This is a genomic window from Kribbella sindirgiensis, from assembly GCF_004331435.1.
GTDB lineage: Bacteria > Actinomycetota > Actinomycetes > Propionibacteriales > Kribbellaceae > Kribbella > Kribbella sindirgiensis.
On the sequence record NZ_SJKA01000013.1, the window covers coordinates 69,068 to 90,019 of the forward strand.

General features: G+C 68.4%; 16 protein-coding genes. 10 read left to right on the forward strand and 6 right to left on the reverse strand.

What is annotated here, in order from left to right; translation table 11 throughout:
- Window positions 1-2: 2 nt before the first annotated feature.
- Genes E0H50_RS30565 through cysS form a run of 4 tightly spaced genes read right to left on the reverse strand, consistent with a single transcriptional unit; the run spans window position 3 to window position 3,115 of the window.
- Window positions 3-407, reverse strand: coding sequence for a type II toxin-antitoxin system VapC family toxin (locus E0H50_RS30565; protein WP_131294082.1), 405 nt, complete (start codon window positions 405-407; stop codon window positions 3-5).
- Window positions 404-685 (reverse strand): type II toxin-antitoxin system Phd/YefM family antitoxin, encoded by a 282-nt coding sequence (locus E0H50_RS30570; protein WP_131294084.1) that lies wholly within the window; start codon window positions 683-685, stop codon window positions 404-406. Before E0H50_RS30570 ends, E0H50_RS30565 begins: the two co-directional genes overlap by 4 nt.
- A gap of 32 nt (window positions 686-717) precedes the next feature.
- On the reverse strand, window positions 718-1,680 hold the full coding sequence (gene rlmB, locus E0H50_RS30575) for a 23S rRNA (guanosine(2251)-2'-O)-methyltransferase RlmB (RefSeq protein ID WP_131294085.1): 963 nt from the start codon (window positions 1,678-1,680) through the stop codon (window positions 718-720).
- 1 nt (window position 1,681) lies between these two features.
- Window positions 1,682-3,115, reverse strand: coding sequence for a cysteine--tRNA ligase (cysS, locus tag E0H50_RS30580; RefSeq protein ID WP_131294087.1), 1,434 nt, complete (start codon window positions 3,113-3,115; stop codon window positions 1,682-1,684).
- Between the two features lie 260 nt (window positions 3,116-3,375).
- Here cysS and E0H50_RS30585 point away from each other — a divergent pair, with 260 nt between their 5' ends.
- The 4 genes from E0H50_RS30585 (at window position 3,376) to E0H50_RS30600 (ending at window position 8,206) form a co-directional block, all read left to right on the forward strand.
- A complete protein-coding gene (locus tag E0H50_RS30585) occupies window positions 3,376-5,145 on the forward strand; it encodes an ATP-binding protein (RefSeq protein ID WP_202868397.1) in 1,770 nt (589 codons plus the stop codon).
- A gap of 281 nt (window positions 5,146-5,426) precedes the next feature.
- Window positions 5,427-6,263: a lysozyme gene (locus tag E0H50_RS30590; protein WP_238151408.1), complete on the forward strand. Its 837-nt coding sequence runs from the start codon at window positions 5,427-5,429 to the stop codon at window positions 6,261-6,263.
- Between the two features lie 31 nt (window positions 6,264-6,294).
- Window positions 6,295-6,852 (forward strand): GNAT family N-acetyltransferase, encoded by a 558-nt coding sequence (locus E0H50_RS30595; protein WP_131294089.1) that lies wholly within the window; start codon window positions 6,295-6,297, stop codon window positions 6,850-6,852.
- 61 nt (window positions 6,853-6,913) lie between these two features.
- On the forward strand, window positions 6,914-8,206 hold the full coding sequence (locus E0H50_RS30600; RefSeq protein ID WP_131294091.1) for a peptidase C39 family protein: 1,293 nt from the start codon (window positions 6,914-6,916) through the stop codon (window positions 8,204-8,206).
- A gap of 67 nt (window positions 8,207-8,273) precedes the next feature.
- On the opposite strand, the gene E0H50_RS30605 is transcribed toward E0H50_RS30600, so the two are convergent.
- Window positions 8,274-9,968, reverse strand: coding sequence for a DUF2207 domain-containing protein (locus tag E0H50_RS30605; RefSeq protein ID WP_131294093.1), 1,695 nt, complete (start codon window positions 9,966-9,968; stop codon window positions 8,274-8,276).
- Window positions 9,969-10,226: 258 nt separating this feature from the next.
- On the opposite strand from E0H50_RS30605, the gene E0H50_RS30615 reads away from it, so the two are divergent.
- The 3 genes from E0H50_RS30615 (at window position 10,227) to E0H50_RS30635 (ending at window position 14,780) form a co-directional block, all read left to right on the forward strand.
- Window positions 10,227-11,186, forward strand: a complete 960-nt coding sequence (locus tag E0H50_RS30615; protein ID WP_165547348.1) for a neutral zinc metallopeptidase — start codon at window positions 10,227-10,229, stop codon at window positions 11,184-11,186.
- 221 nt (window positions 11,187-11,407) lie between these two features.
- Window positions 11,408-12,493, forward strand: coding sequence for a neutral zinc metallopeptidase (locus E0H50_RS30625; protein WP_131294099.1), 1,086 nt, complete (start codon window positions 11,408-11,410; stop codon window positions 12,491-12,493).
- A gap of 1,282 nt (window positions 12,494-13,775) precedes the next feature.
- Window positions 13,776-14,780 (forward strand): neutral zinc metallopeptidase, encoded by a 1,005-nt coding sequence (locus E0H50_RS30635; RefSeq protein ID WP_131294101.1) that lies wholly within the window; start codon window positions 13,776-13,778, stop codon window positions 14,778-14,780.
- Between the two features lie 593 nt (window positions 14,781-15,373).
- Here E0H50_RS30635 and E0H50_RS30640 read toward each other — a convergent pair.
- A complete protein-coding gene (locus E0H50_RS30640) occupies window positions 15,374-17,077 on the reverse strand; it encodes a DUF2207 domain-containing protein (protein WP_131294103.1) in 1,704 nt (567 codons plus the stop codon).
- 90 nt (window positions 17,078-17,167) lie between these two features.
- Between E0H50_RS30640 and E0H50_RS30645 the strand changes: the two genes are divergently transcribed.
- Genes E0H50_RS30645 through E0H50_RS30655 form a run of 3 tightly spaced genes read left to right on the forward strand, consistent with a single transcriptional unit; the run spans window position 17,168 to window position 20,848 of the window.
- Window positions 17,168-18,334, forward strand: coding sequence for a neutral zinc metallopeptidase (locus tag E0H50_RS30645; RefSeq protein WP_238151410.1), 1,167 nt, complete (start codon window positions 17,168-17,170; stop codon window positions 18,332-18,334).
- The gene (locus tag E0H50_RS30650) at window positions 18,331-20,082 is read left to right on the forward strand and encodes a serine/threonine-protein kinase (protein ID WP_131294107.1); all 1,752 of its coding nucleotides are present in this window, start codon (window positions 18,331-18,333) and stop codon (window positions 20,080-20,082) included. Before E0H50_RS30645 ends, E0H50_RS30650 begins: the two co-directional genes overlap by 4 nt.
- A gap of 1 nt (window position 20,083) precedes the next feature.
- Complete coding sequence (locus E0H50_RS30655) at window positions 20,084-20,848, forward strand: FHA domain-containing protein (protein ID WP_131294109.1); 765 nt, start codon at window positions 20,084-20,086, stop codon at window positions 20,846-20,848.
- Window positions 20,849-20,952: the final 104 nt, after the last annotated feature.

A 20,952-nucleotide genomic window follows, 5' to 3' on the forward strand; every position in this document is an offset into this window, starting at 1 on the left:
GCTCAGGTGGGAGAGAGCACCGGGAAGCCGAGTTCCTCGGCGGCGGCTCTCAGTTCCTTGTCGTACGTGACGAACTCGGACAGATCCGACCGGAACGGCTCGGCGCTGGCCAGATGGATGGCGTCGAGTGAGCCGAGCTTGGCCGTGCGGTACGCCATCGCGCGGCCGAGGACCGTCGAGGTGAGATCTACCTGATAGACCCCGCGGACGGCCTGCCCGGCGAAGTACGGGACCTGCTGGTGGTTGATCCCCGCACGCAGAAGCGTGCGGGTGATCTCCAGACTCGCCAGTTCGCTGGTGAGCAGCTCGGTGTCCGCGGGCAACGCCTCGCGCCAGGCGCGCAAAGCAGCCGACTCGGCCTCCGGCTTGATGAACTTGAGCAACGCGCAGGAGTCGAGATAGATCACCTGCGCCGCTCCTTGTCCCGGTCCTCGATCAACAGATCCGACAAACTCGCGACGTCAGGTGCCAACTCCAGCATCAGATCCGGCATGCCGAGCTCAGCCGGAGGAGTCACCTCACCCGAGTCCAGCAGATGCTGCAGGACGCCCGGGCGCGCGTCTTCGGGCACAAGACGAAGCACCGGGCGACCGCGGTCGGTCACCACGATGGTCTCGCCGGCGCGCACCCTGGCGACCGCCTTCGACGGGTTCTGATTCAGCTCCCGCAGCCCGATCGTCCTCATACCCACTAATGTAACTACCTCAAGTAGTTACATCAAGCGCGGCGGCGGGAGATTTCGTACAGGGTGACGCCGGCGGCGATGCCGGCGTTCAGGGACTCGGTGGCGCTGGTCATCGGGATCGAGACGATCAGGTCGCAGTTCTCGCGGACCAGGCGGGCCAGGCCCTTACCTTCGGAGCCGATCACCAGGACGATCGGCTCGGTGGCGGCCTCGAAGGACGGGAGGTCCACGGCGCCGTCCATGTCGAGGCCGATGACCAGCAGGCCGGCCTCCTTGTAGGACTTGAGGGCCCGGTTGAGGTTGCCCGCGCGGGCGACCGGGATCCGGGCCGCGGCGCCGGCCGAGGTCTTCCAGGCCGAGGCCGACATCGACGCCGTACGGCGTTCCGGTACGACGACGCCGTGCGCCCCGAAGGCCGCGGCGGACCGGGTGATCGCGCCGAGGTTGCGGGGATCGGTCACGCCGTCGAGCGCGACGATCAACGGCACCTCACCGGCCTCGTGCGCCCGGTCGAGCAGGTCGTCCGGGTGCGCGTACTCGTACGGCGGGATCTGCAGCGCGACGCCCTGATGCGAGCCGCCCGCGGTGACCCGGTCGAGCTCCGTGCGCGACACCTCCAGCACCGAGACACCGGTCTCGACCGCGACCAGCAGCGCCTCGCGCAGCCTGGCGTCCCGTTCGGTGCCCTCGGCAACATGCAGGGCCGCGGCCGGTACGCCGGCCCGCAGCGCCTCGACCACCGGGTTCCGCCCGTACACCCACTCGACCGTGGAGTCGTTGTCCTTGCGCGCCGGGCGCCGGCTGCGCTGGTCGCGCTCCTTGGCGCGCTCGGCCGCCTTCGCCCGCTTGTGCGCCGGGTGCTTGACCCGGTCCACGGCCTTCGGCGTCGGACCCTTGCCCTCGAGTCCGCGGCGGACCCGCCCGCCGGACCCGGCCGTCGGGTTCCCCCGCGGCTTCTTCCGGATGGCGCCCTTGCGCTGGCTGCTGCCTGGCACGTCAGTTTCCCTCGTCAGTCGTAGTTGTCGCGAGAGACCAGCGTGGTCCCTGCGGGGTGTCCTCGACGACGACGCCGAGCGCCTTCAGCCGGTCGCGGACAGCGTCCGCGGCGGCGAAATCCTTGCGAGCGCGGGCGGCCTGCCGCTGCTCGAGCAGTGCCTGCACCAGGCCGTCGACCACCTCGGTGAGCTCGTCGCTGCCGCCGGTCCGCGACACCCACGGCTCGGCCAGCGGGTCCAGCCCGAGCACGCCGACCATCCCGCGCACCGACGCCAGCACCTCGCGCAGCGCCGCCGAGTCGCCGTCGGCGACCAGCTTGTTCCCGTCGCGCACGGTGTTGTGCAGTACGGCGATCGCGGCCGGCGTACCGAGGTCGTCGTCCATCGCGGCCACGAAGTCCCCCGGCAGCTCGGCGTCCGGCTCGACACCGCCGGTCACCTCGACGGCCCGGGTCACGAAGCGCTCGATCCGCTGGAAGCTCTTCGCCGCCTCGTCGAGCGCCTCGAACGAGAACTCGACGACCGAGCGGTAGTGCGACTGCACCAGGTAGTACCGCAGCTCGATCGGGCGCACCCGCTCGACCACGTTCCGCACGACGGCGCTGTTGCCCATCGACTTCGACATCTTCTCGCCGGCCGTGGTGACGAGCGCGTTGTGCATCCAGAACCGGGCGAACTTCTGCCCGACCGCGGTCGACTGGGCCAGTTCGTTCTCGTGGTGCGGGAACCGCAGGTCCAGCCCGCCGCCGTGGATGTCGAACTCGTCGCCGAGGTACTTGCCGGCCATCGCCGAGCACTCGATGTGCCAGCCCGGGCGGCCGCGACCCCACGGGGCCGGCCAGGAGGCGCTCCGCGGCGTGGCGTCGGTCCAGCCCTTCCAGAGCGCGAAGTCGCGCGGATCCCGCTTACCGCGCGGGTCCGCGTCCCCGGCGGCCTCCATGTCGTCGATCCGCTGGTGCGAGAGCGCGCCGTACGCCGGCCAGGACTTCACGTCGAAGTAGACGTCGCCGGACCCGTCCGGAGCGACGTACGCGTGCCCGCGCTCGATCAGGTCGGCGATCATCTCGAGCATCTCCGGGATGTGCCCGGTGGCCCGCGGCTCGTACGTCGGCGGGCGGCAGCCGAGCACGTCGTACGCCCAGTGCAACTCGCGCTCGAACTCGTACGCGTGCGCCCACCACGGGATGCCGCGCTCGGCCGACTTCGTGAGGATCTTGTCCTCGATGTCGGTCACGTTCGCGATCACGGTCACCTGGTAGCCGGACCGCTCCATCCAGCGCCGCAGGACGTCGAAGACCACTTCCTTGTAGATGTGCCCGACATGCGGGGCACCCTGCACCGTCAGCCCACAGTGGTAGATCCCGACCTTGCCCGGATGGACCGGCTCGAAATCACGCACTGCTGCCGTTGCGGTGTCGTACAAGCGAAGTGTCACCGGTCAAGGGTAACGGGAGGTGACGCCGGTTCTTGACAATCCGTCCGCAGCCAATCCACAGGAGGACGAGTCGATTGTCAGCCCACGGGGGCCACCAGGGCAGTACCCAGATGTCACGGGCACACCGCATCTCTCTGGCGTCCTCCTAACGCCAGGTCAGTTAGGAGGACAGTTAGGAGGAACGCAAGATCCTCACTTAGACGGCGTCATCCTCGACTTGAGCTGTATCATCCTAAATACGCAACCTTGAGGAGGATCGCGTGCCGACGGATGCTGAAGTGCTCATCGCCGAGTTGCGCAAGTTCGGGGCAGAGGCGACCTCGGTTGAAGCGAAGCGAGCCATGGGCGGCCTCCCGAAGAGTGCGCGAGAGACGCTCTCCGGCTTCTCGAACACGCCGGGCGGTGGAACACTCGTCCTCGGCCTGGATGAGACATCCGGATTCGATGTCATCGGGCTGGACGACCCGGCCAAGATGATGTCGGACCTTGCCTCGATGTGCAGGGAGGATGTAGTTCCGCCCCTGACCCCCGTCATCGAGGTCGCCGAAGTCGATGGCCGACCGATTCTGCTAGCGGACATTCCCGAACTGCCGAAGACACAGAAGCCGTGCTACGTCCGCGCACTAGGGAAGGAACGCGGGAGTTTCATCCGTGTTGGAGAGAGCGACCGTCGCCTCACCTCGGAAGAGGTGCAGCAGGTTGTCGCTGACCGCGGCCAACCACGGTTCGACCACGAGGTCGTCATTGAGGCAGGCCTGGACGACCTCGACCGCGGCGCGGTCGATTCCTTCGTTACCAGAGTTCGGCGCAACAACCCCCGCATCTTCGCCGATGAACCGGTAGACGTCATCTTGCGAATGACCAAGGTAGTCGGGCGTGGGACTGATGGCGCAGAGCACCCGACGATGGCCGGCCTGCTTGGGCTTGGTCGATATCCCCAGCAGTTCTTTCCTCAGTTGAACGTCACGTTCGTGCACTACCCGACTCCGACAGGTGAGAGCACGCCGGCCGGGGTTCGCTTCCTCGACAACGTGAGCCTCGACGGATCGATCCCGTCCATCGCCGCTGAGACGCTGAGCGTCATTCGAAGAAACATGAGCCGCCGCGCGCTCATAACCGGAGAAGGACGTCGGGACATGTGGGAGTACCCACCCGAAGCCCTTCGCGAGGCAGTCGTAAACGCGCTCGTGCACCGCGACTTGAGCCCCGGATCGCGGGGCATTCAGGTCCAGATAGAGATGTATCCGGATCGCCTGCGCATCATGAACCCGGGCGGCTTGTTCGGAGCCGTGGACATCGACCGGCTTGGCGAGGAGGGCCGCTCATCCGCTCGCAACAGCCTCTTGATGAAACTTCTCGAAGAGGTAGAGGTCCCGGACGAAGACCGCACAGTCTGCGAGAACCGCGGGTCAGGCATTCGCGCGATGCTTGCGGCGCTTCGCCACGCCGGCATGGGCCCGCCACGCTTCAAGGACACGACGACCGCGTTCGAGGTTCTCCTACCGAACCACACCTTGCTCGACGATGAGACAGTCGCTTGGCTTCAGTTGCTCGGAAGGGATGGACTTCGGGACTCACAGCGCACGGCGCTGGCTCTCATGCGTCGTGGTGACGTGATGGACAACGCCCGTTATCGCGCGGCCACAGGTATCACCGACAGCCGCGTGGCGACCTTCGAGCTTCAGGACCTTGTCGCACGTGAGCTGGTCACACAAACAGGGACACGCGGAGGTGCCCGCTACACGCTGTCAGAGTACGCGACCACAGCCCACGTCGGAGGCCGTCGTGCCCGCCCCAACCGACGCCGTCAGATTCTGGACCTGCTGGCACTCCGAGATGAGCTCTCAAAGACCGAGATCAGTGAGCTTCTGGCCCTCAATCCAAAGACGGCCGAACATTGGCTCAGAACACTGAAGAGCGAGGGCAGTGTCGAACCGACTGAGCCAGGCCGCGGGAGCAAGCACACGCGATACCGGCTCAGCGCGAAGGCAAGGCAGGAGTCGCTCTTCACTGACGGCGACGACCTCTGACTGATCCCTAATCAGCAGGTTCTGCGTGCTTTCCCTACCTGCGATCGCACGATCAGAGGGGACGGCACGCGGCGCGGCCGCGGCAGCCAGGCAGTCATCCCACGCTGAGCGGACGCTCGCTTCAGCACTCGATGCCAGGAGCATGCAAATGTTCACGGGACTTACCCAGACCCCCCAGTAAATGATCAACGAACAGTCGACTGAAGAGGTTGATTTCTTCCTTTCTTGGGTATGACCATCGCCGAGCGCTCTGTCCGCCCCTCATCGCTCTGGAGGAAACCGTGAAGTCCGCCCTTTTCACGGGTGCCGCCGCCACCCTCGGCCTGATCATGGCCACGGTCGGCTCCGCCCAAGCAAGCCCGGTGCCGGAAAGCAGCACCGCATCCCACCAGCCCACCGCCCTGGCCCGTCAGCACGGTATCGACCGCGCCGGTGACGCCTACATGGGCTGGGCGCAGAACACCACGACCACCGCGACCCCGGCCGTGATGGCGCCCACCGCCTCCGTCGAAGGTATCGACGTGTCGAGTCACCAGGGGAACGTCAACTGGGCCTCGTACTGGAGTGCCGGCAAGCGGTTCGCCTACGTGAAGGCGACCGAGGGCAACTACTACACGAACCCGTACTTCGCCCAGCAGTACAACGGGTCCTACAACGTCGGGATGATCCGCGGCGCCTACCACTTCGCCACCCCGAACGACTCCAGCGGCGCCAACCAGGCCAACTACTTCGTGGCCCACGGCGGCGGCTGGTCCCGCGACGGCAAGACGCTGCCGGGTGCGCTCGACATCGAGTACAACCCGTACGGCGCCACCTGCTACGGGCTGAGCGCGTCCGCGATGGTGAGCTGGATCCGCGACTTCGCCAACACCTACAAGGCCGCGACCGGCCGGGACGTCCCGATCTACACGAACCTGGACTGGTGGAGCCGCTGCACCGGGAACAGCACCGCGTTCAACTCCACGAACCCACTGTGGGTGGCCAAGTACGCCTCCTCGCCGGGGACGCTGCCCGGCGGCTGGCCGTTCCACACCATCTGGCAGTACAGCTCGTCGCCGATCGACCAGGACCGCTTCAACGGCGACATGACCCGGCTGCAGGCGCTCGCGAACGGCTAAACCTGTTGCCGCGGTCGCATAGTCTCGATCGGTGAGCTATTCGCTGCCGATCGAGACTGACCGCCTGACCCTTCGACGCTATGTCGAGACCGACTACGACGATCTGCTGAAACTGCAGTCGAACCCTGACGTCACACGTTTTCTGCTGTACGACGTGCGGACGCCGGAGCAGGTCAAGGAGGCTCTCACCGGCCGGCTGGCCGATGTCCCGATGGACCGTGACGGTCAAGCGCTCACCGTCGCGGTGGTCCTGCGGGACACCGGTCAGCACCTGGGTGAGGTGACGCTGTTCATGAACAACGTCGAGCAGCGCACCGGCGAGATCGGGTACGTGTTCCACCCTGAGTCGCACGGCCACGGGTACGCCGCCGAGGCGTCGGCCGAACTGCTGCGACTCGGGTTCGAGGAACTCGGCCTGCACCGGATCATCGCGCGGCTGGACGCCCGCAACACCGGTTCGGTGAAGCTGCTGGAGCGGCTCGGCCTGCGCCAGGAAGCGCACTTCGTGCAGAACGAGTACCTCAAGGGCGAATGGACCGACGAACTGGTTTTCGCGATGCTCTACAGCGAATGGGACAAACGCTCGTAAGTTTTTGCCGACGGCACGCCGTCTTGATGACAGCGACTGCCGCCGGGTCTACCGTCGATACATGACTTCCGCCCGTTCCGTCACCGCCCTCGTCCTCGGGGTGGTTGTGCTCAGCGCCGGCAGCTTGCCGAGCGAAGCCGTGAAGGTCGCACCGGCACGGCAGATCGCCTATCGCACGTGGACGTCGAACGCCGACTTCCTGGCCGGCCAGCAGTTCGGCACCACGATCGCCGACGGCGCCCTGACGTTCGGTACGGCGACCGGCACCACGTCGTACGTCGACCCGTTCGGCGACGGCACCGCCAAGTCCTACGACCAGACCAGTTGGGTCTCGCCGCAGGTCAGCACCGGCTTCGGGCTGACCGAACTGGTGGCCTCCTGGAACGCGACCACGCCACCCGGCACCTGGGTCGAGGTGTCGATGGCCGGTACGACGAACCTCGGCACGGCCACCAAGTGGTACATACTCGGACGCTGGTCCGGTGGCGACGACACCGCCGCCGGCGACATCCACCGGACCTCGGTGCCCAGCCAGGGCGACGCCAACGGATCCGTTGCTGTCGACACCTTCCAGTCCGCCAGCGGTCAATGGCTCGACCGCTGGCAGCTCAAGGTCACGCTGTACCGGCTGAGCGGGACGATGCAGTCCCCCGTGGTCCGGTCCGTCGGCGCGATGGCCTCCCGGCTGCCGTCCGACAAGAAGGTTGCCGTCAGCCCCCTCGGTGGCGCGGAGGGCATCGTCCTCGACGTACCGACGTACTCGCAGGAGACGCACATCGGCCACTACCCGCAGTGGGACGGCGGTGGCGAGGCCTGGTGCTCGGCGACGTCCACCGCGATGGTGCTCGACTACTACGGCGCCGGCCCGACCGCGGCCGAGACCGCGTGGGTCGACCCGTCCGACGCGGACCCCCAGGTCGACCACTCGGCCCGGTCCGTCTTCGACTACGCGTACGACGGTGCGGGCAACTGGCCGTTCAACACGGCGTACGCCGGGTCGCGTGGCGTGGACGCCTTCGTCACGCGGCTGCGGTCGCTGACCGAGGCGGAGCAGTTCATCAAGGCAGGGATCCCGCTGATCGCGTCACTGTCGTTCAAGAAGGGCGATCTGCCCGGTGCGGGCTACGGGACCAACGGGCACCTGATGGTGATCGTCGGGTTCGACCAGGCCGGCAACGTGGTCGTCAACGATCCTGCGTCGCACCTGATCGCCAGCAACGATCAGGTGCGGACGACGTACGACAGGGCCGCGTTCGAGAACGCCTGGGTGCCGCACTCCGGTGGACTGGTGTACGTCGTGCACCCGGAGGGCCTGCCGTTGCCAGTGCCTTCTGACCCGCAGCACAACTGGTAGACGGCCCCAGAAGCGACAGGGCCCGCCACGCCGGGGCGGCGTGGCGGGCCCTGTTCTTTTGCGCTGCTCAGCGGGCGAAGAGGGCGCCCGTCAGGTTGGTGGTGAGGTTGCGGAGCGAGTCCGGCAGGTACTGCAGGTGCCAGCCGTTCGGGCCGCGGTACCAGGTGAAGCCTTCGTCTTCCTGGTCCGGCGTGGAGTCGGTCGCGACCAGTGCGTCGATCCAGCGCTCCGAGCCGCCGAGGACAACGGCGTACGGCAGAGCGCGGGAGCAGAGCTCGGCGTGCTGGTCGTTCGGCAGCTCGCTGACGTCCATCTCCAGCAGCTCACCGCGGATCGCGGCGACCTGGCCGAGCACACGACCGGCGGCCGGAGCCTTGGCCGGCATGTAGCGACCGACCACGAGCAGGCCGACACCGACAGCCGTGATCGCGAGGCCGAGCAGACCCCACGTCGACAGCAGCGCCAGCAGGACGGTCGCGATGACACCGACCACGGTGGTCGCGATGCCGATCGTTGCCCACAGCGACCGTGTGCGGTCCGGGCGCTCGGTGAACCAGCCACGCTTGACGACACCGTCGTACAGGGCGTCCTGGACCTGGGCCAGGTTCGCCCGGACCTGCTTGCCGAGCTCGGAGACCAGCACCGAGTCGGCGTCGCCGAAGATCGCGCGGATCAGGACGTTCTCGTACCGCTGCAGCTCTTCGGCGGGAGCGTTCGAAACCCGGCGCAGCTCCCAGTCCGGCCGCGCGAACTCGGTGCTGTGCTCGAGCTCGACGATCTGGATGTGACCGCGGACGGCCAGGTCGATGATCGTCGCGGTCACGTCGACCGGGTCGATCCGCTCGTCGATCAGCGTGCCGACCTCGCCGGGGCGCAGGTCGGACGGCGGCGTGAAGTCGATCCGGGTGTCGGGGCCGAGGCTGAACAGCGACGCCGGTACGACGCGCCGCGGGTCGACCTGGTCCCGGCCGCGCAGCCGGTACAGCGCGAACAGCGCGATCGCGCCGAGCAGCAGCACCGCGAGCGCGGTGATCAGCTGGGCCGCGTCGGTGGAGAAGGCGCGCTTGAAGGTGTGCCGGTACTCGATGATCGAGTTGTCCGCGATCTGGCCCTTCGGGAAGCCGACGGCCATCTTGACCGTGTTGCCCGGCGGCAGCGCGGTCTGCTGGAAGGTCGGGCCGGAGGTCTCGCCGATCTGCGCGAGCGTGCACGGGATGTTGCTGTCGATCGGGCCCGCGAAGCAGGAGACGTGCGAGACCTCGGGGACACTGAACACGATGTTCGCGGTCTGGATCGGGAGGTTGATCCCGGTCAGCGGCGCGAACCGCACCTCGGTGCCGTCCAGGGTCTTCGCCACCGCCCCCTTCACCGTGTACGTGACGTCGAGTTGCGTCGTACCGCCGCTGACGTCCGGTACGGCGATCGACGTGACGTCGCCGTCGATCTTCACGTCGGCCTTCTTGTCCTGGCCGCCGGCCTTGACCTGCAGGTCGCCGATCTGCTGGACGTGGTCGATGTCGTCCGGCAGGTGGTCGCGCGTGACGATGAACCGGGTGAAGGTCCCGTTCACGTTGCTGAGCTTCCAGGTCTCGGCGACCCGGAGCAGGCCGTCACGTTCGACGCGGACCTGACTGTCGTAGTTGGTCACCACCGGGTCGGCGGCGGAGCTGGTTGCGTCCGCGCCGGCCGCACCGGCTGGGACAGTGGAGAGGCCGAGCAGGCCGAGGGCACACAGGGATAGCCCGAGGAGACGTAGACGCATCGCCCAATCACACCGTAAAGAGAGGGTCAGGTTGACACGGGGCACGATAGCGTCTGGGGAGTGTCAGGCAACCAATGGGGACCGGGACCCGGACAATTCGGCCCGCCACCACAGCAGGGTTACCAGGGTGGTCCCCCACCGCCGCAGTACTCCGTGCCCCCGCAGTACTACGCTCCTCCACCGCCGCAGGGCCCGCAGTTCGGGTGGGGCGCTCTGCCGCCTCAGCCTCCTCGGAAGAGGTCTGGTGGTACGGCGTTCTTGGTCGTCGCCGTCCTCGCGGTGGTCGCGGCCGGTGGCGTGTTCCTTGCGGTGAAGCTCACACAGGGCGGGGACGGACCTACCGTGGCCACACCGGTCGCCACGGAGTCAGCGACGCCTGAGCCGACTGCGGCTCCGAGTAGCGCTCCGCCTCCTCCTCCGAGAACGACTGCTGCTCCGCCGCCGCAGACGACCACGACCACGACCACCACTACGACGAAGGTCACTCCGCCGAAGCCGGTACAGACCGTGAACCCGGCGACGTTCAACGCGACGCACCGGCTGTACAAGACCGGCGTGATGCGGACCGTGAACTGCAAGCAGGCCAAGACCGGTCCCGGCAACGGCTCACAGGCGCTGGCGTACTTCAAGGCGATCAAGACCTGCCTGGACCGGGCCTGGCCGAAGCAGGTCGCCGCGTCCGGCGCCCGGTTCCGGTCACCCGGGCTGGTCGTCTGGGGCGGTTCGGTGAACACACCGTGCGGTGGCGGCGTCGGGCGCGCGTTCTACTGCCCGACGACACACACCATCTATATGGAGTCGCCGTCGATCATCTCCTTCTACAGGCAGAACCCGACGTTCGGCCGGATGGTCGGCACGTTCACCATGGCCCACGAGTACGCGCACGCGGTGCAGTGGATGACCGGGCTCGGTCAGGCCTACACGAAGCTCCGGTACGACGCCTCTGCCGCCGGGGCTCTCCAGCTCAGTCGCCGGCTCGAGCTGCAGGCATCCTGTCTCGGCAACGTGTTCCTGGGCGCCAACCGCACCAGCTACGGCATCACCGGGTACGCGTACCAGATGTGGCTGTACGACGTGAACAACAGCGGCGACCGTCCGCCGTACCCGCGGGACCACGGCAGCACCACCAACCACGGCGCCTGGAGTCGCGCGGCCTTCCAGAGCCGTAATCCAGCCAGCTGCAACACCTGGTCGGTGTCACCTGCTCGGGTAAGTTGAGCCCGGGCTCCGGTAGCGTCCTGGGTGTGTCAGGCAACCAATGGGGTCCTCCGCCCGGGCAGCAGTACCCGCCGCAGCAGCCACCTCCGCCCTGGCAACAGGGACCACCGCAGGGCCCACCGCAAGGTCCGCCGTACGGGCCGCCTCCTGGTGGTCCGCCTTTTCAGGGGCCTCCGGGGCCGGGGCAGCCTTTCCATGGGCACTCGTTCCAGGGTCAGCCGATGCCGGGTCCTGGGCAGCCGCAGTTCGGGTGGGGCGCTCCGCCTGGTGGGCCGAAGCCGCCGAAGAAGGGGCGTGGCGGTCTCGTCGCAGTCCTGGTACTGCTCGGTGTGCTGCTGGTCGGCGTCACCGCGCTGAAGATCGTCTCGGCGGCGCTGAAGGGTGACGGCGACCCGTCGTACGCGAGTCCGACGACCACCACGTCGTACAGCCCGACGCCCGAGCCGAGCGAAGAGCCGTCCCCCAGTCCGACCAGCAGCGCGCCGACAGCCCAGCCGACCACCACCCGGCCAACGACGCAGGCGCCGCGGCCGACCGCGAGCCGGACGACCACGACCGCCAAGCCGACGACCAAGCCGGGCCCGACCGACACCGACCTGGTGCTGCGGAACCGGCTGTACAAGGCCGGAGCGATGGCGTCGGTGAACTGCAAGGAGTCCAAGGCGCGGCAGAGCACGGTGGCCGGCGCGCGAGCCAACTACAAGAACCTGCTCGGCTGCCTGAACCGGGCCTGGGCACCGCTCGTGACCAAGGCCGGCGGGCGGTTCCGCGGGCCGAACGTGCGGGTCTTCAGCGGTTCGGTCTCGACGCCGTGCGGGACCAACAGCGACTCCGGCCCGCCGTTCTTCTGCGGCACCAACGACACCATCTACATGAACCTCACCGAGGACATCGGCAACTACAACCGCTACCCGCAGGCGTACCAGAAGGTGTGGGCGCGGATGTGGATGCTGCACCAGTTCGCGCACGAGTACGGGCACCACATCCAGAACAACATGGGCATCCTGCAGGCGTACTCGCGGATCCGGTACGAGCGTGAGACCTACGCCCAGGAGCTGCAGGACAGCCGGCGGCTGGAGCTGCAGGCCTCCTGCTTCTCGGACATCTTCATCGGCGCGAACCGGCGCAGCTACCCGATCACCGGGCAGTCGCTGTTCCAGTGGCGCTGGCTGATCGGGCACGTGACCGACCACGCGAACGACCACGGCGACGCGAACAACCACCAGTACTGGGCCACGCGCGGGTACAACGCCCGCAACCCGAGCGTCTGCAACACCTTCGCCGCATCCGCCGCCAAGGTGCAGTGAGGGCCGTCACTGATCTACTTCGAAACGACTGGCCGGGGTAGCTAGCCTGGTGGGTCCGTATCGCGCAAAGTATGTCGCGGAGGATATGTAGGGGGAGGCGGCTTCGGCGCCCCACCAACGAGCTGCAGAGCTATACCCAGCAAGGTCGTGAGGAGCATCGATGTCGGACAACAGGAACCAGCCCCCGGGGAGCGACCCGGCTGACGATCAGCCGGACCGCCCGCAGGAGCCCGTTCCCGGCCAGCCGCCCGCTGGCCAAGGACCCGGTAGTGGTGGTTGGTTCGGATCCCGGGACAACGAGGCCGGGCCCGGTGGCCGCGGTCCTGGGGAGCAGACACCCGGCGAAGGTCAGCCGGCCACCTGGTGGACCGGCGACTCCGACGCCAAGCGGGAGTTCACCAACCCGGCCCCGTCCGAGCAGCCCCCCAGCACCTGGTTCGACGGCGGCTGGGACCCCAACCGCCGAGAACACCCCGACCAGCCCGCACCCACCCAGAACCAGCCGGGCCCCCAGTCAGGTCCCCCACGCCCTGGCTGGCCACAGTCCGGCCCATCACAACCAGGCCCAAACCAGCCCACCCCTGGCCGGCCGGGCCCAAACCAGCCCGGCCCAGGACAGTCGCGCCCGAACCAGCCAGGCCCGGCACAGTCGGGCCCGACCCAGCCCAACCCCAACCAGCCCGGGCCGGGGCAGTCGCGCCCGAACGGGCCTGGCCCGGGGCAGTCGCGCCCTAGCCAGCCTGGGCCGTCTGGTGCGAATCAGCCTGGTTCCTGGCAGTCCGCTCCACCGGCTGCTCAGCCCGGCGCCACCACGCCTAGCCCGTGGCAGTCAGGTCCCCAGCAGCCCAACCCGCTGCCCCCGCTGGGGCCCCAGCAGACCGGTCCGCGGCAGCAGGGGGCGCAGGGTGGTCAGAACCCGCCGTCGGGTGGGAGTTCGTCCGGGCCGAACCGGCCGGACGCTCCCAAACCGGCCGATTCGTGGGGTACTCAGTCGTGGCCTCTGCAGACCGGAGCCGCTCAGGGCAGTGGAGATTCACCACAGTCAGCTGGGTGGTCGGCAACCGAGCAGTCGGAGTCGAGTGCCTGGCAGGCGTCGCCTTCGCAGCAGCCGCGCCAGCAGCAGGCCGGACCGCACTCGGAGGGCTCGTACCTCTGGGGCACACAGGGCCAGCAGCAGAACCAGCAGCAGTCCTCCCCGTGGAGCAACGCGCTCCCGCCGCAGCAGCAGACCGGCGCCCGCCACGCCGCACCCCAAGGCGGGCAGGGCGGTCAGATCGGCCCGATGGGTCAGCCTGTCCAGCAGGCGCCCACCTGGCAGTACCCGCCGATCCCGATCCCGCAGCCACCGGGCGGCCGCCGGCGCAAGAAGAAGAAAATCTCCCGGACGCTCCTGATCGGCCTCGTGGTGCTGGCCGTCCTCGTGGTCGGCTCCGGTGTCACGTTGCTGATCCGCGGCCTCGGCGGCGACGAGCCCGAGGCGAAGCAGACCCCGACCACGTCGACGTCGGAGTCGCCGTCCCCGTCGGAGAGCCCGTCCACCTCCCCGTCCCCGTCGACGCCGCGTGGCCCGACGGTCGACGAGGTCGTGAAGGGCAGCCGGCTCTACACGATCGGCCCGCTCGCCGCGTCGAAGTGCGCGGAGCCGCCGTTCGCACCGGTCACCGTCGCGGCGGCGCAGCAGTACTACAACCGCCTCCTGCCCTGCCTGAACCGCACCTGGTGGCTGGCGATGAAGAAGGCGAACCTGCCGTTCCGCAACCCGAAGGCCGTCGTGTACGTCGGCAAGGTGCCCTCGCCGTGCGGCATGCAGCGCAGCGCGCGGGCGGCGTACTGCTCGGCGAACGAGACGATCTACCTGCCGTTCAGCGTCGACAACCGGTACTACAAGAGCAACCCGGTCTACACGCGGGCGATCATGCTGAACACGTTCGCGCACGAGTACGGGCACCACATCCAGAAGCTGAGCGGGATCCTCGCCTCGTCGATGTCCCGGCAGCAGAGCATGACGCCGAACCAGAAGCTGACCGAGAGCCGTCGCCGCGAGCTGCAGGCGACCTGTCTCGGCGCGGTCTACCTCGGCGCCAACGCGACGTACATCCCGATGAACGGGGTGCTGCTGAACAACTGGAAGTTCCTGATCTCGCACTCGGGTGACGACTACGCCCGGCCGCGGGTCCACGACCACGGCAACCGGGTCAGCAACTACCAGTGGTCGATCACCGGCTACAACAACAAGAAGCCGGACTCCTGCAACACCTTCACCGCGGCGGACGTCCGAGTGAACTGACCCACCACCGAGCCAACACCGCGAGAGCCGGCCATCCCCCGATGGCCGGCTCTCGCCGTGGCCGGGGCTATCCGGCTCCCCTGTCCGATGTGTGGGTGAACTGCGGGGCCGTGCGACAGGTTCTGGTGGGCTCGCACCTGGTATTCCTGTCCGCAGCACCCGGAGGGTGTCTCCTCCCCCGACAACCGGCTGACCGTAGCGGTCCCCAGTTCCCAGGCCTGGCCACCCGCGGCCACTCCGACCCGCACGCTGAGCAGGAGAGTCGGGGTTATCCGGCTCTTGTGACTGATCCGTGGGAGCTGGCCGGCCCCCAAACCGGTTCGGGGAGGAATACTTCCCGGATCGGGCAGGAAACCCTCCCCAAACCACCTTCCCGCACGCGTTCCCGCACCGCTGCGCGCCGCTTCACATCACGCGCGGCACCTGCTCGGATCCCAGGCCGATGGCCCACGGATCAGTCACAAGAGCCGGATAACCCCTCGCGTGCAGGGTTCTCCCCTCGTGTACCAGTAGAGAACCCGCTCAACGCGGGGATATCCCGTCGTGTTGCCGCGACCGGCCGCCCGGTGACTCGGCGGAGTGGGTGGGTGGGGTCAGCCGAAGAGGCGGCGGGCGGTGGTCAGGGTGCCGCCGAACGACGTGACGAAGTTGCTCAGCGATTCCCCGATGTCGGACAGGTGCCAGTTCTCCGGACCGGAGTACCAGCCGATACCGGCGTCGGGGTCGTCGTCGTCATCGGTGGCGGCGATCTCCAGCGCCCACTTCTCGGTCAGCCCGAGCACAGCGGCGTACGGCAGGCAGCGGGACGCGAACTCGAGCCGGTGGCTCTCCGGCAGGTCGGCCGAGGTCTCGTTGGCCAGGTAGTGCTGCAGACCGGCCACACGGCCCAGTACGGCGGCACCGCGCGCCGTGCGGGCCGGTGCGGCCTGTCCGACGAGTGCGAGCACCAGACCGGCCGCCATGACGGCGAAACCGACCAGGGCGAACTTGCTGACGATCGCGAGCACGATGGTCAGTACGACGCCCGCGCCGAGCAGCACCACTCCCGCGGTGATCCACCGGTTCCGGACCGCGTCCGGGCGGTTGTTGAACCAGCCCTGCGTGACGACGTCGGCGTACAGCTGCTCGCGGACCAGGTTGAGCCGCGGCCGCAGGGCCGGGCCGAGCGCTGAGACGAGCACCGTGTCACCGTCGGCGAACACCGCGTCCAGCAGGGCCTTCTCGTACGCCAGCAGCTCCGGGCCGCCTGGGTGCAGCCGCTGCAGCTCCCAGTCCAGCCTGCCGAACTGCGACTCGCGCGGCTGCTCGACGATCGTCAGGTAGTTGCGCACGGCAAGGTCCAGCAGGGTCGCGGTGATGTCGACGACGTCGGCCGTCTCGTCCACCACGGTGCCGACCTGGCCGGGCCGGATGCCGTCCGGAGCGGCGAACTGCGGGCCGTCGGAGCCGTCGAGCACCGGACGCTCCTGGGCACCGTCACCGACCTTCGCGGCGTCGCGGCCGCGGAAGAACCACAGGCCGACCGCACCGAGCAGTCCGAGCCCGAACACGAGGACTGCCAGCCCGACCGTGGTCTTGTCGACCGTGAACGCCCTCCCGAGCGTCCAGCGGGTGGAGAACTGCGCGTTCGCCTGCACGGTCGCCTGGTCGCTCAGCCCGGTCAGGAACGTCACCCGGCCGCCGGCAGGTACGCCGTTCTGCTCGATCTGCAGCGCGGCCGACTCGGCCAGCTGGGACGACGTACACGGAAGGCTCGAACCGGTGCGTCCGGCGAAGCAGGTCACCCACGTCGCGAACGGGACGCTGACGCTCAGCGTGGCCTTCGGGATCGACGTGCCGAAGCCCTGCACGATCGGCCAGCTGACCTGGCGGCCCTCGGTCGAGTCGGCGACCACGTTGTCCACGGTGTAGCTGTAGACGATCTTCGACTGCCCGGACACGTTCAGGGTCAGCTTGCGGCCGTCGTCGGTGCTGTCGTTCTGGAAGCCCTGGGCGGGCTGTCCGTTCACCGTCGCGGACACGTCCTTCAGCTCGTACGTGCGGTCCCGCTCGGCGTCCGACCGGACCCGGGTGGCCAGCGTACGGCTGAACGTCGTACCACCGGCGGTCAGGTCGACCGTCTCCTTGACCTGCAGCTCACCGTCCTTGGTGAGCGTCGCGTCCGCGGAGTACGCGGTGATCTGGTCGGTTGCCATCGGGGCCACGGCATCGGCAGCCACAGTGCTCAGGGCAACGAACAGCGGGGCGGTCAGGGACATCAGCAGGGCAGCCGGGAGGAGGCGGCGCTTCGGTGACATGGGTCGAGAGTAGTCTCGTGCCGGTTCGTGCAGCGAACTCGCCATAGCCAGATACGACCCGCGTGACCCGACCACATGGAGGCCAGACCTGTGAGCAGCCCGTACGGGTACGGCGGCCCACCGCAGGGCGCACCGCAGGGCAGGCCACTCGGCCCGCCGCCTGGAGTGCTGCCGCCACCACAGGCCGCGCCGTGGCCGCCGCAGCAGGGTCAGTACCCACAGGGGCCGGCGCAAGGTACGCCGTACCCGGGCCAGCAGTACCCAGGTCAGCAGTACCAGGGTCAGCAGTTCCCAGGTCAGTTCCAGCCGTACTACGGCGGCCCGGGCGGGTTCAACGGGTTCCAGCCGCCGCGGAAGCGGGGCGGCGCACTGCGCCTGGTCCTGGTGAGTTTCATCTTCCTCACCTTCATCGGCGTGTCGGTGGCCGTAGTGGCCGCGCTCCTGGGCTCCGACAGCAGCAGCACGGACACGACCGCCGAGCCCAAGGTGACCGGTCCGTCGATCGTGCCGACGCCGACGACCAGCCCGGAGAAGGGCACCGCCGAGGACTTCCTGCTGAACGCCGACGTCTACCGCACCGGTCCGCTGCCGGAGCAGAACTGCCCGGCGGCCAACCTGGGCACCGGCAGCCTGGCGTCGCAGAAGGTCTACTACCAGAAGCTCTTCAAGTGCCTGAACGACGCGTGGCGGCCGATCTTCAAGGAGCTCGGCGAGGAGAAGCCGGACCCGGGTCTGGTGGTGTTCGACCAGCCGGTCCAGACACCGTGCGGCAACTTCGCGCCGCTGTCGGGGCGGGTACTGGCGTTCTACTGCTACGGCAACCAGGTGATGTACACCGACGTGAAGCAGATGAACCGCGCGTTCGGCCCGCAGCAGGACCTCGCGTACCTGATGACGATCGCGCACGAATACGGCCACCACGTCCAGGGCGTCACCGGGCTCTTCTACGCCCGTGCCGTCTACGTGCAGGACCACCCGGAGAAGAAGCTGGAGAGCTCGCGGCGTAACGAGCTGCAGGCGTCCTGCTTCGCCGGTGTGTTCAGCAAGGCCGTGGCGAAGTCGTACCCGCTGACCAGCCGTCTGGACGAGTTCAAGGAGCAGTCCAGCAACAGCTTCGGTGAGTCGGCCGACACGCCGGAGGACGAGCGGACGCACGGTCTGGCGACCAGCCAGGGGTTCTGGATCCAGAACGGCTTCAACGTCGGCGAGAACAAGGCCTGTGACACCTTCGCCGTATCGGCGGACCTGGTGAAGTGACGGCCCGTCTGATCGGGGGCCGCTACCTGCTGGGGGAACCGCTCGGCTCGGGCGGTATGGGCTCGGACTGGCGTGCCCACGACCAGCAGCTGGACCGGATGGTCGCACTGAAGCGTGCGCATCCCGGTGTGGACGACCCGGACGGGCGACGGCTGCGCCGGGAGGCGCGGACCGGTGCCCGGCTGCACGACCCGCACGTGGTGACGATCTTCGACGTGGTGACGGACGGGGACGAGCACTGGCTGGTGCTGGAGTACCTGCCCTCGCGGGGCCTGGACGAACTGGGCAAGCTGCCACCCGACCAGGTCGCGCGGATCGGCGTACAGATCGCGTCCGCACTACTGGCCGTACACGCGGCGGGCATCATCCACCGCGATCTCAAGCCGGCGAACATCCTGGTCACCGCGGACGGTACGGCGAAACTCGCGGACTTCGGCATCTCGCGGCGGCTGTGGGCCGAGGCGACGCTGACGGACAGCTCGACGATCGGTACGCCGGCTCACCTCGCACCGGAAGTAGCCAACGGCAACGACCCGACGGCCGCGTCCGACGTGTTCTCGCTGGGCGCGGTGCTCTACACGGCGCTGGAGGGCCACTCGCCGTTCGGTGACGACCCGAACCCGTTGGCGGTGCTGCGGCGCGCCGCACGCGGTGAGATCGAGCCGCTGCGACGCGGCGGCGAACTGACGCCGTTGATCACGCGGATGCTCGCGGTGGAACCAGGTGACCGCCCGTCGGTCGCCGAGGTCGTGAACGAGCTCGGCGGTACGGCGGCAGCGCCCGTGCGCAGGCGACGCAAGCGATGGGTGATCCCGGCAGCGGCTGCCGGCGTAGCAGGGGTCGCCGTACTGGGTGTGCTGATCGGGCGGGCGGTGTCGGGACCGTCCGAGCCGTCCGCCGCGCCCACGACGGCTGTCGCCGGTCCGGTGGGTGATCCGTTGACGGTGGATCCCTGTGCGTTGATCGACGAGTCGACGTTGAGCAAGTTCGGGGACGCGACGCTGGAACCGGCGTACGGGAACTTCGACCGGTGTGACGTGGTGGTGAACGGCATCAGCGATCAGCAGGTCGACGTACGGGCGGAACTCGACCAGTCGGACAACGAACTGCCGCAGGGCGCGGTGGAGAAGTTCACCGGCAACCTGAGCGAGGTCGTCCGCGCGCGGGCCGAGGACGGCGACTGCGCGCGCGTACTCGTGCTGTCGGACGGTACGCACGTGGTGGTCGAAGCCCGGCACACCGACGGGTCCGGGATGGACGTCTGCGGGATGGCGGAAGCCGTGACGCAGAAAGCGATCGGCGTACTGAAGGCCGGTCCGATCCCCCGGCGCCCGCAGCCGCTTCCGGCCGCGTCGCTGGCGCATCTCGACGCCTGCACGTTGCTGGACAACCAGGCGCTCGAGCTCATCCCGGCGGTGGACGCGACGAACCCGGACACCTCGTTCGGCGGCTGGTCGTGCGGTTGGGAGAGTACGACGAGCGATCTGTCGGTGGATGTGCGGTTCGACCGGGACCAGCCGCTGGACGCGTCGGACGGGCGGCCGGTGACGATGTCCGGCCGGTCCGCGTTCATCTCGAGCGAGGACGACGGCCCGGGGACCTGTGCGGCGCTGATCGTGTTCCGGAAGTACGCCGACACGGTCGAACTGGTGACGGTGATCGCCAGAGGCCCCGGTACGCAGACCTCACTGTGCGGACTGGCCACGAAGCTCGGTCAATCCGTTGCTGCGAAGCTGCCGAAGGCCTGAGATGGAACGGCTCCCTCCGAACCACACCAGCCTGGCAGGCGGCGTACCTGCCTCCCAGCCGGGCACCATCTTCGTGCTGAGCGTCGCCGGCGGTGTCAGCGTCGATGCTGGACCACACCGGACGATCCTGTTCGGACGGAACCGTCCCGAGGTGCATGTCTGCATCGGCGAGGACGATCCGCGCGTCAGCCGGAGACACGGCTCGATCAGCCACCGCAGCGGCCAGTGGTACGTCGCAGTGACAGGTCGACTGCCCGTACGGCTCTCACGTCAGCGAGCGCTGTTCGCCGGCGAGGACCCAATACCTCTCGCAGCCGGTTACACACCGCTCTTCGTACAAGGCTCCAGTGGACGCGAGCACCTCCTGGAGGTGTACGTCGTTGGCGACAGCGGCACTCGCCCCGTACCGCGGCCGCGTGAGTCAACGCACCCGCCGCGCATCTGGCGGCTCTCTCCGGCTGAGAAGCTGGCGTTGATCGTGGTCGGCCAGCGGTACCTGCTGCACGACCTGCACCCGCTGCCACTGTCCTGGCGGCAGGCCGCGGACCAGCTGGCCGAGCTGCAGCCGACGGAGGGCTGGACTGCCAAGCGGGTCGAGCACCTGGTCTCCAACGTCCGCAGCCGGCTGTCGCGGGACGGCGTACCCGGGCTAACTCGGGAAGAGGTCGGTGAACCGGTCGGCAACGCCCTGAACGACAACATGTTCCGGGAGCTCCTGCTGTCCACCACAATGGTCCCGGCCGACCTCGACGTACTGGAGGACTGAGCTCGGGAGGGGTCCCCGGCAACCGGACTTACCGTCCGGGACATGACCAAACCGCCCCGCTCCATGACTCGCGACAACTCCATCAACGTTCCCGTGTAACAAGC